This is a genomic window from Streptomyces sp. NPDC054847, from assembly GCF_053610925.1.
This window is the reverse complement of the sequence record NZ_JBSGZJ010000189.1, coordinates 1-12,695: the sequence shown is the minus strand read 5'-3', so window position 1 is coordinate 12,695 and position 12,695 is coordinate 1. Positions and strand designations below refer to the sequence as shown.

The 12,695-nt window shown below is 70.8% G+C and carries 12 protein-coding genes; 5 read left to right on the top strand and 7 right to left on the bottom strand.

Features of this window, described 5'->3' with window-relative positions:
- Positions 1–32: 32 nt before the first annotated feature.
- The 4 genes from ACWGH4_RS19650 to ACWGH4_RS19635 all read right to left on the bottom strand — a co-directional run bounded on the left by ACWGH4_RS19650 (position 33) and on the right by ACWGH4_RS19635 (position 4,042).
- Positions 33–518: a phospholipase gene (locus ACWGH4_RS19650; RefSeq protein ID WP_453462357.1), complete on the bottom strand. Its 486-nt coding sequence runs from the start codon at positions 516–518 to the stop codon at positions 33–35.
- A gap of 203 nt (positions 519–721) precedes the next feature.
- On the bottom strand, positions 722–1,957 hold the full coding sequence (locus ACWGH4_RS19645; protein WP_453462354.1) for an epoxide hydrolase family protein: 1,236 nt from the start codon (positions 1,955–1,957) through the stop codon (positions 722–724).
- 79 nt (positions 1,958–2,036) lie between these two features.
- The gene (locus tag ACWGH4_RS19640; RefSeq protein ID WP_453462351.1) at positions 2,037–2,693 is read right to left on the bottom strand and encodes a hypothetical protein; all 657 of its coding nucleotides are present in this window, start codon (positions 2,691–2,693) and stop codon (positions 2,037–2,039) included.
- A gap of 149 nt (positions 2,694–2,842) precedes the next feature.
- On the bottom strand, positions 2,843–4,042 hold the full coding sequence (locus tag ACWGH4_RS19635; RefSeq protein ID WP_453462348.1) for a saccharopine dehydrogenase family protein: 1,200 nt from the start codon (positions 4,040–4,042) through the stop codon (positions 2,843–2,845).
- A 246-nt stretch (positions 4,043–4,288) separates the two neighbouring features.
- On the opposite strand from ACWGH4_RS19635, the gene ACWGH4_RS19630 reads away from it, so the two are divergent.
- Genes ACWGH4_RS19630 through ACWGH4_RS19615 form a run of 4 tightly spaced genes read left to right on the top strand, consistent with a single transcriptional unit; the run spans position 4,289 to position 10,007 of the window.
- On the top strand, positions 4,289–5,422 hold the full coding sequence (locus tag ACWGH4_RS19630) for a CaiB/BaiF CoA transferase family protein (protein WP_453462345.1): 1,134 nt from the start codon (positions 4,289–4,291) through the stop codon (positions 5,420–5,422).
- The gene (locus tag ACWGH4_RS19625; protein WP_453462342.1) at positions 5,419–6,561 is read left to right on the top strand and encodes an acyl-CoA dehydrogenase family protein; all 1,143 of its coding nucleotides are present in this window, start codon (positions 5,419–5,421) and stop codon (positions 6,559–6,561) included. Before ACWGH4_RS19630 ends, ACWGH4_RS19625 begins: the two co-directional genes overlap by 4 nt.
- Positions 6,562–6,581: 20 nt before the next feature.
- The gene (locus ACWGH4_RS19620; RefSeq protein ID WP_453462339.1) at positions 6,582–7,796 is read left to right on the top strand and encodes an acetyl-CoA C-acetyltransferase; all 1,215 of its coding nucleotides are present in this window, start codon (positions 6,582–6,584) and stop codon (positions 7,794–7,796) included.
- A gap of 36 nt (positions 7,797–7,832) precedes the next feature.
- Positions 7,833–10,007: a 3-hydroxyacyl-CoA dehydrogenase NAD-binding domain-containing protein gene (locus tag ACWGH4_RS19615; protein ID WP_441261918.1), complete on the top strand. Its 2,175-nt coding sequence runs from the start codon at positions 7,833–7,835 to the stop codon at positions 10,005–10,007.
- Positions 10,008–10,025: 18 nt separating this feature from the next.
- Here the strand turns inward: ACWGH4_RS19615 and ACWGH4_RS19610 are convergent, their stop codons facing one another.
- Together ACWGH4_RS19610 and ACWGH4_RS19605 are read right to left on the bottom strand one after the other, a co-directional pair.
- Positions 10,026–10,301 carry a DUF2087 domain-containing protein gene (locus tag ACWGH4_RS19610; protein ID WP_453462336.1) on the bottom strand — a complete coding sequence of 92 codons (276 nt, stop codon included), beginning with the start codon at positions 10,299–10,301 and terminating at the stop codon, positions 10,026–10,028.
- A 64-nt stretch (positions 10,302–10,365) separates the two neighbouring features.
- A complete protein-coding gene (locus tag ACWGH4_RS19605; RefSeq protein ID WP_453462333.1) occupies positions 10,366–11,097 on the bottom strand; it encodes a MerR family transcriptional regulator in 732 nt (243 codons plus the stop codon).
- 116 nt (positions 11,098–11,213) lie between these two features.
- On the opposite strand from ACWGH4_RS19605, the gene ACWGH4_RS19600 reads away from it, so the two are divergent.
- Positions 11,214–11,693, top strand: a complete 480-nt coding sequence (locus tag ACWGH4_RS19600; RefSeq protein WP_453462330.1) for a macro domain-containing protein — start codon at positions 11,214–11,216, stop codon at positions 11,691–11,693.
- A 147-nt stretch (positions 11,694–11,840) separates the two neighbouring features.
- Here ACWGH4_RS19600 and ACWGH4_RS19595 read toward each other — a convergent pair.
- The coding region (locus ACWGH4_RS19595) for a S1 family peptidase (RefSeq protein ID WP_453462327.1) at positions 11,841–12,695 on the bottom strand (855 nt) is incomplete at its 5' end.

The following is a 12,695-nucleotide window of genomic DNA, read 5'->3' as shown; positions in this document are numbered from 1 at the left end:
CGTCACGCCCGTGACGGGGCCTCACCCGTGGTTCAGGCGGCCTTGCCGCCGTCGACCGCAGCCGAGTACCCGAAGGCGGACACGGCCTGGTAGTACGTCCACGCCGTCGAGTTGCACGCGGTGCGGGTGGCGCCGGAGTACCGGTTGCACACCCGCTTCAGGTCCTCGTAGAACGCCGAGTCCAGTCTGGACTTGTTGGCGTCGAAGCTACCGACGGCCTTGTAGTTCCGATAGCCGAAGTCATGGCGTGCGCATGACATCTTGAAAGGAAAGCCGAACGGGTTGTCCGGCGACGTGGAGCAGTAGTCCGTGGACCAGTTGAAGCCGTAGGCGCTCCAGGCGCCCTGGTTGGCCCGGGCGGCCGCCCAGGCGTTGTAGCTGGTGGCGCTGGTCTGGGTCCAGGAGCTGAGCACCTGGGGCTTGTCGGCGGGGGCGGCGGAGGCCGACCCGGCGGGGATCAGAGCGGCGGGCAATGCCAGAGCGGCCGACACGAGCGGCAGGGCGAAACGGCGACGCATGCAGAAACCTCCACGTATGGACGGGGGTCGGTGCGCGCCACGTGGCCTGTCCACGGGCAGGTCCAGAGTCCTGCTATACGCGCGTCCTGCACAGCCTTTGCGTCACATGCAACGGATGAAATCTTCGTGTCGGACCGGGGGGCCTGGCCCGGACACCGGCCGCAGGCAAGGGCGTTGACGACGGATCCGCCCCGCAGGGTCGTTCAGGGCCGGCGGCCGTGGAAGGTGCGGCGCAGGTCGCTCACCCAGGCGTCGGGGTTCTCCCAGGGGATGAAGTGGCCGCCGTGGTCGTGGGCGTTGACGTTGACGTGGTTGAACCAATCGGCCTGCGGGCCGGTCTTGAACGCCCGGACGCGCTCGTCGGCGGTGCGGATGCCGGGCGGGTTCTCGTATGTGACGAAGGTGAGGCCGACCGGGGCCTGCACGACCGGGGTGCGGTCGTGGGAGGGGGCCCAGGGGTAGCGGTTGGCGTTGGCGTAGTAACGCATCGACGTGGCGACGGAGTTGTTCACCCAGTAGATCGTGGCGTGGGTGAGCAGGTCGTCCCTGGTGAAGACGGACTCGACGTCGCCGCCGTTGTCGCTCCAGGCGTTCCACCGTTCCAGCAGCCAGGCGAGCAGTCCGGCGGGTGAATCGCTCAGCCCGTGGGCGAGGGTGGCACCGTCGAGCATGTGCACGGCGAGGTGGGACGCCCAGCGGTGGTCCAGCTCGATGATGCGGGCGCGGACGTCGGAGGGCTGGTCGTCGGTGAGGGGCCGGTTCCGGGCGAAGTCCCAGGCGCGGGGGCCGGTGAAGAAGTCGAGCGGAAGCCCGGAGCCGATGTGGATGCCGTACAGCTCGTCGGCGTACTTGTGGCCGAGCTGTCCGGCGACGATCCCGCCGATGTCGCAGCCCCCGGCGGCGTACTTCTCGTATCCCAGGGTCTCGGTCATCAGGGTGTGCCAGAGGTCGGCGACCTTCCAGAAGTTCACGTCCGGAAAGCCGGTGAGAGGGCCGGGGAAACCGAAGCCGGGCAGGGACGGCACGATGACGTCGAACGCGTCGGCGGGGTCACCGCCGAAGGCGGCCGGGTCGGCGAGCGGGTCGATCACCTTCGACCAGTGCCAGAACGTCCACGGCCAGCCGTGGGTGAGGATCAACGGGACCGGGCGGGGGCCGCGGCCCGGCTTGCGCATGAAGTGCACCGGGACGCCGGCGACGCTCGCCCGGTAGTGCTCGTAGACGTTGATGGCGGCCTCGGCCTCGCGCCAGTCGTAGCCGTCCCGCCAGTGGGCGACCAGCTCACGGAGACAGCTGTCCGGGACGCCGTAGGACCAGTCCCCGTTCCCCTCGTCCACCGGGGGACGGGTCAGTGCGAGACGGGCGCGCAGGTCCTCGAGGACCTCGTCGGACACATGGATCGGGGTCGGCTCCAGGGGGAAGGCGCGCGGGGTGGTCATGGCGTGGTCCCTTCGGGGGAGGGGCGGTGTCGTTCCATGCCAGGGCGGGTCCGGGGCAGGAATGTACCCCGCCCCCCTCCTATGACCGCGGTGTGCTGGCCCAGCGCCACGTGGTGGGGCGAGGGTGCCCCGGCAGTTCGGTGCGGCCGGTGGCCCACAACAGGGTGAGCCAGGGATCCGCGCCGCCCGGAGCCTCCGGAAACAGACGGTCGAGCACCCGCGAGCAGAGAGCGGAGGGCGGGGTCCAGGCAAGCCCGAAGCCTTCCGCCACATCGTGCATGTGTACCAGCGTCTCCACCACCCCCATCGCCGCGAAGCCCTCGGGGTCCGACACTCCGGCGGCGTGGTGGGCGCGAACCTGGGGCGGCGTCGTACGCACCATGGCGACCAGCAGCGCGCCGCACGCCTCCAGCACCTGCACCAGGCCGGCCGGACCCGCATCACGGTCCGCGAAGAGGAAGTACGCGGGTCCGTCCGGCCTCTTCTGGCTCAACGCGAAAGGAACATGGGTGTCCAGCGGCGGGTTCTGCGGCCCCAGCTGCACGGCGTAGTAGAACAGGTCGTTGGCGAGGTGCTCGACGGTCTCCCAGCAGTCCCACTCCAGCGAACCGGCCTTACCGCCCCACCCCTCGCGGGGTGCGTCCCGAAGGATGCCCACGGCGAGCCGCACGGCAAGGTCGACGTCGTCCGCGGTGACGGGAGACAAGACTGATCCGGTTTCGACTGATCGAGACATGACAGCACCGTATCGCGAGGGTAGAGGGCAACCCCTTCCAGCCAGTGCTGTGACCGGCACCGATCACCGGGTCGCGACCTCACGTTGCGGTGGCACGTGGTCGTCCGCCCCAGCGGATGCCCTGGTTCGAGTTGGCGAGTGTGAACCGACTAGCGGGTGTGCGCCACCCGGAAGTGGATGCCTGCCCGCTGAAGCCGCGTCAGCAGCGCGTCGCCCATCGCCACCGCCGGCGTCACCTGACCGGAGGTCCTCGGCAGCGTGTCGCCCGCCATGCACATCGCCGCTTCCGCCAGGATCTTCGCCGTCTCGTCGTAGCCCGGGTCCCCGCCCTTCACCTCGGTGAGGACCCGGCGCCCGCCGCCCTCTCCGACGAAGCGCACCGAGAACCAGCTCTCCGCCCGGCGCTTGGCGCTGGGGCCGTCGCCCGGGGCGTAACGGTCCGTCAGCCACCGCCGGGCCGCGGGGATCTGCGCGAGGGCCAGGCCCGCGCCGACGGCGGCCGGGCCGCCGAGGGCCATCGGCAGGGTCTTCACCGCCGCGTAGTGGCGGTAGCGGAAGTCGGGGCCGTAGCGTTCCAGCGCGCGCGCCGAGCGGACCACGATCTGCGGGTCGATCGTCGGCAGGGGCAGCGCCCACGCCCCGGTCTCCCGGCTGAAGCGCGGCCCGCCGAGCGGGGCCTGCGCCCGGCGGCCGACCAGCCGCGGTTCGTGGAGCCGGCGTTCGCGTGCGGCGCGCAGCGTTTCACGGCCGCGGCCCATGGCGTTGAGCGCCGAGGCCAGTGTGCCGCCGGAGAACATCGCGTTGGAGCGCACGAAGCCGTCGACGGTGAGCGGAACGCCTTCGGGCAGCCGCTGCACGGTGAAGTACACGCCGAGGTCGTGCGGGACGGAGTCGAAGCCGCACGCGTGGAGAAGGCGTGCGCCGGTCTCGCGGGCCCGCGCGTCGTGCCGCACGTACATCAGGTCGACGAACTCGGGCTCCCCGGTGAGGTCCAGGTAGTCCGTCCCGGCGTCGGCGCACGCCGCGACCAGGCCTTCGCCGTACCAGACGTACGGGCCGACCGTCGTGGCGACGACCCTGGCGGAGTCGGCGAGCTCCCGCATCGAACCGGCGTCGGCGGCATCGGCCTCGATCAGCGCCAGGGCCGCGCACGACGGGTTGATGACGGCCAGCTGCTCCCTCAGGTGCTCGAGCTTGCCGCGGCTGCGTCCCGCGACGGCCCAGCGGCAGTCCTCGGGCGCGTGCCGCGCCAGATACTCGGCGGTCAGCCGCCCGACGAATCCGGTGGCCCCGAAGAGCACGATGTCGTACGGGCGCTGTGCGCGGTCCGTCCCGTTCTGGCTGTTCACTGGCTCCTCCGCCGTCAGGCTGTACCGGCGGATCGGGGCGGCAGACCCTGCCCCACGCCGTTGTCGGTGGCTGAGGCTAGCGCGCGCGGCGGCCGGGCAGAAGATCCGGTTTCCCTTGGTGACCGACCGGTGATCAAGTGGGTTCGAGACTCTAAGCGCTTGCTCGGCCCAAACCCTTGTCATAACTGGAACGCGTTCTTACCATCACTGGTGTTACATCATTTGTGTCACATAGCTGGGGGCTGAATGACAGCGTCAGGTAACGGCCCGCTGGCCGGGGTGCGAGTGGTGGAGCTGGCAGGCATCGGGCCCGGCCCGTTCGCCGCGATGCTCCTCGGCGACCTCGGGGCCGATGTCGTGCGCGTCGACCGCCCCGGCGGTGCCGGGCTGGCCATCGACCCGGCGTACGACCTCACCAACCGCAACAAGCGCTCCGTACTCATCGACCTCAAGGCGGCCGACGGCCCCGCCCGTGTCCTCGATCTCGTCGAGCGCGCCGACATCCTCATCGAGGGTTTCCGGCCCGGCGTCGCCGAGCGTCTCGGCGTCGGCCCCGACGAGTGTCTCGGCCGCAACCCACGTCTGGTCTACGGACGGATGACCGGCTGGGGCCAGCAGGGCCCGCTCGCCCAGCGCGCCGGCCACGACATCGCCTACATCGCCCTGACCGGCACACTTTCCATGATCGGCAGTGCCGGCGAGCCGCCCACGGTGCCCGCCAACCTCGTCGGCGACTACGCCGGCGGCTCCCTCTACCTGGTCATCGGCGTGCTCGCGGCCCTCCAGCACGCGCGCGCCGACGGCGGCAGCGGACAGGTCGTCGACGCGGCCATCGTCGACGGCGCCACGCACCTCGCCACGATGATCCACGGGATGATGGCCGCCGGCGGCTGGCAGGACCGCCGCGGCGCGAACCTCCTCGACGGCGGCTGCCCCTTCTACGGCACCTACGAGACCGCGGACGGCCAGTACATGGCGGTCGGCGCGCTGGAGCAGCAGTTCTACGACCAGTTCGTCGAACTGCTCGGGATCAAGGACCACATCCCGGCCCGCAAGGACTTCGACCGCTGGGGGGAGCTGCGCCAGGCCGTCGCCGACCGGTTCAGGTCCCGTACCCGCGCCGAGTGGACCGCCGTGTTCGAAGGCACCGACGCCTGCGTCGCCCCGGTGCTCTCGCTCCGCGAGGCCCCCGGCCACCCGCACCTCGCCGCCCGTGGGACGTACGTCGAACACGGCGGCATCACCCAGCCCGCTCCCGCGCCCCGCTTCTCCGCCACCCCCACGGCCGTGGGCCGGGGACCCGCCCAGCCCGGCGCGGACACCGCGGACGTCGCCAGGGACTGGGACGTGCCCGCCATCCGGCCCCAGGAGGACCGTTGAAGCGCCAGATCTTCACCCCCGAGCACGAGGCGTTCCGTCAGTCCGTGCGCACCTTCCTCACCAAGGAGGTGGAGCCGCACTACGAACAGTGGGAGAAGGACGGGATCGTCAGCCGCGACGCGTGGCTGGCCGCCGGCCGCCAGGGGCTGCTGGGGCTCGCCGTGCCCGAGGAGTACGGCGGCGGCGGAAACGACGACTTCCGGTACGCCGCGGTGCTCCACGAGGAGTTCACCCGCGCGGGCGCGCCCGGCCTGGCCATCGGCCTGCACAACGACATCATCGGCCCCTACCTCACCTCCCTCGCCACCGACGAGCAGAAGCGCCGCTGGCTGCCGGGCTTCTGCAGCGGCGAGATCATCACCGCGATCGCGATGACCGAGCCGGGCGCCGGCTCCGACCTCCAGGGCATCCGCACCACGGCGGAGGACCGCGGCGACCACTGGCTGCTGAACGGCTCCAAGACATTCATTTCCAACGGCATCCTCGCCGACCTGGTGATCGTCGTCGCCAAGACCACTCCCGAAGGCGGCGCGCACGGACTGTCGCTGCTGGTCGTCGAGCGGGGCGCGGAGGGATTCGAGCGCGGCCGCAACCTCGACAAGATCGGCCAGAAGTCGCAGGACACCGCCGAATTGTTCTTCAACGACGTCCGCGTCCCCAAGGAGAACCTGCTCGGCGAGCTCGACGGCGCCTTCATCCATCTGATGACCAACCTCGCGCAGGAGCGGATGGCGATCGCCGTCGCCGGTATCGCCGCGGCCGAGCATCTGCTGGAGATCACCACCGAGTACGTCAAGGAGCGCGAGGCCTTCGGCCGGCCGCTCGCCAGGCTCCAGCACATCCGCTTCGAGATCGCGGAGCTGGCGACGGAATGCGCCGTCACCCGTGCCTTCCTCGACCGCTGCATCACCGACCACGCCAACGGGGAGCTGGACGCCGTCCACGCCTCGATGGCCAAGTGGTGGGCGACCGAACTCCAGAAGCGCGCCGCCGACCGCTGCCTCCAGCTCCACGGCGGGTACGGCTATATGAACGAGTACCGCGTCGCCAGGGCATTCACGGACGGACGCATCCAGACCATCTACGGCGGCACGACCGAGATCATGAAGGAGATCATCGGTCGTTCCCTGCTCGGCTAACCCTCTTGAAAGGCTGACCAGTGAGCACCGAAGCGTACGTGTACGACGCGATCCGCACCCCGCGCGGTCGCGGCAAGGCCAACGGGGCCCTGCACGGCACCAAGCCGATCGATCTCGTCGTCGGACTGATCCACGAGATCCGGGCCCGGTTCCCCGGCCTTGACCCCGCCGCCGTCGACGACATCGTGCTCGGCGTCGTCGGACCGGTCGGCGACCAGGGGTCCGACATCGCCCGGATCGCGGCCATCGCCGCCGGGCTCCCCGACACCGTCGCCGGCGTGCAGGAGAACCGCTTCTGTGCCTCGGGCCTCGAGGCCGTCAACATGGCCGCGATGAAGGTCCGCTCCGGCTGGGAGGACCTGGTCCTCGCCGGCGGCGTCGAGTCGATGTCGCGTGTGCCCATGGCCTCCGACGGCGGCGCCTGGTTCGCCGACCCGATGACCAATTTCGAGACCAACTTCGTCCCGCAGGGCATCGGCGCCGACCTGATCGCGACCCTCGGCGGCTGGTCGCGCCGCGACGTCGACGAGTACGCGGCGATGTCGCAGGAGCGGGCCGCCGCCGCGTGGAAGGACGGACGCTTCGACCGCTCGGTGGTCCCCGTCCGCGACCGCAACGGCCTCGTCGTCCTCGACCACGACGAGCACATGCGCCCCGGCACCACCGCGGACTCCCTCGCGTCCCTCAAGCCGTCCTTCGCGGGCATCGGGGACCTCGGCGGCTTCGACGCCGTCGCTCTGCAGAAGTACCACTGGGTCGAGAAGATCGACCACGTCCACCACGCCGGAAACTCCTCCGGCATCGTCGACGGCGCCGCCCTCGTCGCCATCGGCAGCAAGGAGGTGGGCGAGCGCTACGGGCTCACCCCGCGCGCCCGGATCGTCTCCGCCGCGGTCTCCGGCTCCGAGCCGACGATCATGCTCACCGGTCCGGCGCCCGCGACCCGCAAGGCACTCGCCAAGGCCGGGCTGACCATCGACGACATCGACCTCGTCGAGATCAACGAGGCCTTCGCCGGCGTCGTCCTGCGCTTCGCCCAGGACATGGGCCTGGACCTCGACAAGGTGAACGTCAACGGCGGCGCCATCGCCATGGGCCACCCGCTGGGCGCGACCGGGGCGATGATCCTCGGCACCCTCATCGACGAACTGGAACGCCAGGACAAGCGGTACGGCCTCGCCACCCTCTGCGTGGGCGGCGGCATGGGCATCGCCACCGTCGTCGAGCGTCTCTGACCCCCGTCCTCACCCGCCATACGGAGCAGCCAGACCATGAGCGAGTCCACCACCATCCGCTGGGAACAGGACGAGACCGGCATCGTCACGCTCGTCCTCGACGACCCGAACCAGTCCGCCAACACCATGAACCAGGCCTTCAAGGCCTCGATCGCCGCGATCGCCGACCGGGTGGAGGCCGAGCAGGAGTCCATCCGCGGCATCGTCTTCACCTCCGCGAAGAAGACCTTCTTCGCGGGCGGCGACCTCAAGGAGATGATCAAGGCCGGTCCGGACGACGCACAGTTCGTCTTCGAGGCGGGCATGGGCATCAAGCGCGCCCTGCGCCGCATCGAGACCATCGGCAAGCCCGTCGTCGCCGCCATCAACGGTGCGGCGCTCGGCGGCGGTTACGAGATCGCCCTCGCCTGCCACCACCGCATCGCCCTCGACGCGCCGGGCTCCAAGATCGGCCTGCCCGAGGTCACCCTCGGCCTGCTGCCGGCCGGCGGCGGCGTCACCCGCACCGTACGCCTCATGGGCATCGCGGACGCGCTGCTGAAGGTGCTGCTCCAGGGCACCCAGTACAGCCCGCAGCGCGCCCTGGAGAACGGCCTGGTCCACGAAGTGGCCGCCACCGAGGACGAGATGCTGGCCAAGGCCCGCGCCTTCATCGACGCGAACCCGTCCTCGCAGCAGCCCTGGGACGTCAAGGGCTACAAGATCCCCGGCGGCACCCCGTCCAACCCGAAGTTCGCCGCCAACCTGCCCGCCTTCCCCGCGAACCTGCGGAAGCAGACCGCGGGCGCCCCCTACCCGGCGCCGCGGAACATCCTCGCGGCCGCCGTCGAGGGCTCTCAGGTCGACTTCGAGACGGCCCAGGTCATCGAGGCGCGCTACTTCACCGAGCTGGTCACCGGCCGGATCGCCAAGAACATGATGCAGGCCTTCTTCTTCGACCTGCAGGCCGTCAACTCCGGCGCCAGCAGGCCGAAGGGAATCGAGCCGCGGCCCGTCCGCAAGGTGGCCGTCCTCGGCGCCGGCATGATGGGCGCCGGCATCGCGTACTCCTGCGCGCGGGCCGGCATGGAGGTCGTCCTCAAGGACGTCAGCGCCGAGGCAGCAGCCAAGGGCAAGGGCTACTCGGAGAAGCTGTGCGCCAAGGCCGTGTCACGCGGCCGCACCACCCAGGAGAAGGCCGACGCGCTGCTCGCCCGGATCACCCCGACCGCCGACGCCGCGGACCTCGCGGGCTGCGACGCGGTGATCGAGGCGGTCTTCGAGGACACCGCGCTCAAGCACAAGGTCTTCCAGGAGATCCAGGACGTCGTCGACGCGGACGCGCTGCTCTGCTCCAACACCTCCACCCTGCCGATCACCGTGCTCGCCGAAGGCGTCTCGCGGCCCGACGACTTCATCGGCCTGCACTTCTTCTCGCCCGTCGACAAGATGCCGCTGGTGGAGATCATCAAGGGCGAGCGCACCGGTGACGAGGCGCTGGCCCGCGCCTTCGACCTGGTACGGCAGATCAACAAGACGCCCATCGTCGTCAACGACTCCCGCGGCTTCTTCACCTCCCGCGTCATCGGCCAGTTCATCAACGAGGGCGTGGCGATGGTCGGCGAGGGTGTCGACCCCGTCTCCGTCGAGCAGGCGGCCGCGCAGGCCGGCTACCCGGCGAAGGTGCTCTCCCTGATGGACGAGCTGACGCTGACTCTGCCGCGCAAGATCCGCAACGAGACGAAGCGCGCCGTCGAGGAGGCGGGCGGCACCTGGGCCGGTCACCCGTCGGACACCGTGATCGACCGGATGGTCGACGAGTTCGGCCGCACCGGCCGCAGCGGCGGCGCGGGCTTCTACGACTACGACGAGGACGGCAAGCGCGCCGGTCTGTGGCCAGGGCTGCGTGAGCACTTCACCAAGCCGGGCACCGAGATCCCGTTCGACGACATGAAGGAGCGGATGCTCTTCTCCGAGGCCCTGGACACGGTCCGCTGCCTCGAGGAGAACGTCCTGCTCACCGTCGCCGACGCCAACATCGGCTCCATCATGGGCATCGGCTTCCCGGCCTGGACGGGCGGCGCCCTGCAGTACATCAACGGCTACGAGGGCGGCCCGACGGGCTTCGTGGCCCGCGCCCGCGAGCTGGCCGAGCGCTACGGCGACCGGTTCCAGCCGCCGGCGCTGCTGGTCGAGAAGGCGGAGCGCGGCGAGGTCTTCACCGACGCGTGACCGTCACGACGGCGGCAGTCACCGGCCCCGCCGGTAGCTGCCGCCGTCCTTCGTGCGGGTCAGCAGACCCGCCACGACCAGATAGCGGCGCAGGGCGGCGCAGTCGTCGTGCACGGTGCGCAGCGCGTCGTTGACCTCGCGTTCGGTGTAGTCGCGGTCCCGCTCGAACAGCGTCTCCGCGAGGTGTGCGAGCAGCTGTTCGCGGCGGGCCGGCTTGCGGGGGATCGCGGTCAGCCGGCCGTGGGAGAAGAGCGCGTGCACGCTGTGAGCGGTACTGGTGCCTTGATCGGACATGGCCGGAAGCCTCCTGCACCGACCGGCCCCGGGCAACTTGTTTACGCCGGCCCCGGGCACTCGCTCATTCCGTCTGCGTGTCGAACGCCGCCCGCAGCTCCTCCCGCAGTGATCGCTGGAACGCCGTCACCAGTGCCTGGATCACCATCGGCTGCATATGGGCGGACAGCGACTTCATCGCCGCCACATGGTCCGGGTCCGACTCGCGTTCGCGGTAAGGGCCCCAGACCTCGTCACGGAACAGCCGGCTCAGGTCCTGCGCGGCGGCCCGTGCGTGCTCCAGCAGCACGGTGCGCGACGCGAGGATCGTCTCGTGCGCGATCGGCACGTCGAGCAGCTCCACGCCGAGCCGCAGCAGACCGCCGTCCAGCCGGTAGGTGTCCGGCGTGGACCGGTCCAGCACCCCCATCGCGGCCAGCCGGCCGACGTCCTGGTCGGACAGCGCCCTGCCCGCCCTGCGCTCCAGCTCCTCGCGGGTGACCTCCTCCGCCGACTCCGGGGCCCAGGACGCGACCAGCGCACGGTGGATCGCCAGGTCCTGCGCGCTCAGGTCCGGCGGCAACTGCTCCAGGTAGCGCTCGATCGCGGCGAGGGTCATGCCCTGGTGCTGCAACTCCTCGATGAGGGCCAGCCGGGAGAGATGGTCCGTGCCGTAGTGCCCGACCCGGCGGGGGCCGATCACGGGCGGGGGCAGCAGCCCGCGCGTGCTGTAGAAGCGGATGGTGCGCACGGTGACCCCGGCGCGCGCGGCCAGTTCGTCGACGGTGAGCGTCGGCTCCTCGGTCCCGGTCGCCATGAGGCCTCCTTCTGCTGAACCACACCGGTGCAACAGTATTGCTGTCTCACCGGTGTTGTGAAAGCGGTGGGACGGGCCGAAGATCCGTTGTCGGTGGCGGGCCGTACGGTTGAGCCATGTCAGGGATCAGATATGTCCGGGGGGACGCCACCGCGCCGCAGGCGAAAGGCGTCAAACTGATCGCGCACGTGTGCAACGACCTGGGCGGATGGGGCAAGGGATTCGTCCTGGCCCTCTCCCGTCGCTGGCCCGAGCCGGAGGCGGCGTACCGCCGCTGGCACCGGGGGCGCGCGGGCAACGACTTCGCGCTGGGCGCAGTGCAGTTCGTCCAGGTCGACCCGCATGTGTGGGTGGGCAACATGGTGGGCCAGCGGGGGATGCGCACCGGCAGTCAAGGCGTCCCCGTGCGCTACGAGGCGATCGACAGGGCGCTCGCCCAGGTGGCCGACAAGGCCCTGGAGCTCGGCGCGTCCGTCCATATGCCGCGGATCGGCTGCGGGCTGGCGGGCGGCAAGTGGTCCCGCGTCGAACCGCTGATAACCGAGCGCCTGACGGCCCGGGGTGTCGCGGTCACGGTGTACGACCACGGCGACTGACGCCGCGCTCCGCCGCCGGCGGGACCCGGCCGCCGACTCACGGACGGCCGGTCCGGCGATCTCCCGTCGGCCGTCGGCGGGCACGCCGGACGTGGCGAGGGCGTGCCCCGCCGGTGCGGGGCACGCCCTGGTGCGTGGCTCCGAAGGTCAGTAGACGGCGACGCCGTACGCGCTGAGCGCTTCCTTGACCGGCTGGTGCAGCGCGGAGCCGCTCGTTCCGGTGCAGCCCGCGCTGCCGGAGTGGATGCCCAGCGCCGTGGAGCCGGCGAAGTGGGCGCCGCCGCTGTCGCCGCCCGCGGAGCAGGCGGTGGTGCGCACGAGGTTGTACACCGGCCCGTCGCCGTAGTTCACGGTGACGTTCACAGCGGTCACCGTGCCGCTGGTGAGCCGGGTGGTGGAGCCGCTCTTGCGGATGGACTGGCCGACGATCGCGTCCGCCGCGGAGGTGATGTCCTGGTGGCTGCCGTTGTACAGGTTGACGTTGCCCGCCGGCTGGGAGCCGTCGGTGTAGCGGACGAGGCCGTAGTCGTTGGTCGGGAAGCTGGTGCCCTCCCGGGTGCCGATCGACGGCCCGCCGGAGGTGGCGGACCAGCTGCTCGCCGGGTTGGTGCAGTGCCCGGCGGTCAGGAAGTAACGGGTCGTCGACTTCGACACGTTGAAGGCGGCGGAGCAGCGGTAGCCGCCGCCGTAGATCGCGTCGCCGCCCGCCACCTCCTTCTTGAACACGCCGGGGACGCGCTTGATGCTCACGGCGTCCCCGAGCTGGGCGGCGACCCCCCGCAGCTTCGCCATGGAGGCCGCGGACACGGTGCTGTCGGCCTCGACCGCGACCTTGTTGGTCGACGGGTCGATTCCCCACGAGGTCCCGGTGATCTTCGCCTTGGACTCCAGGGTGTTCATGGCGGCCCGCAGCTGAGCCATGCTCCGGGTGACGAGCTCGGCGCGGGCCCCGGTGAACCGCACCTCCTCCGCGGCCTCGGGGTCGATGACGGTCACCACGAG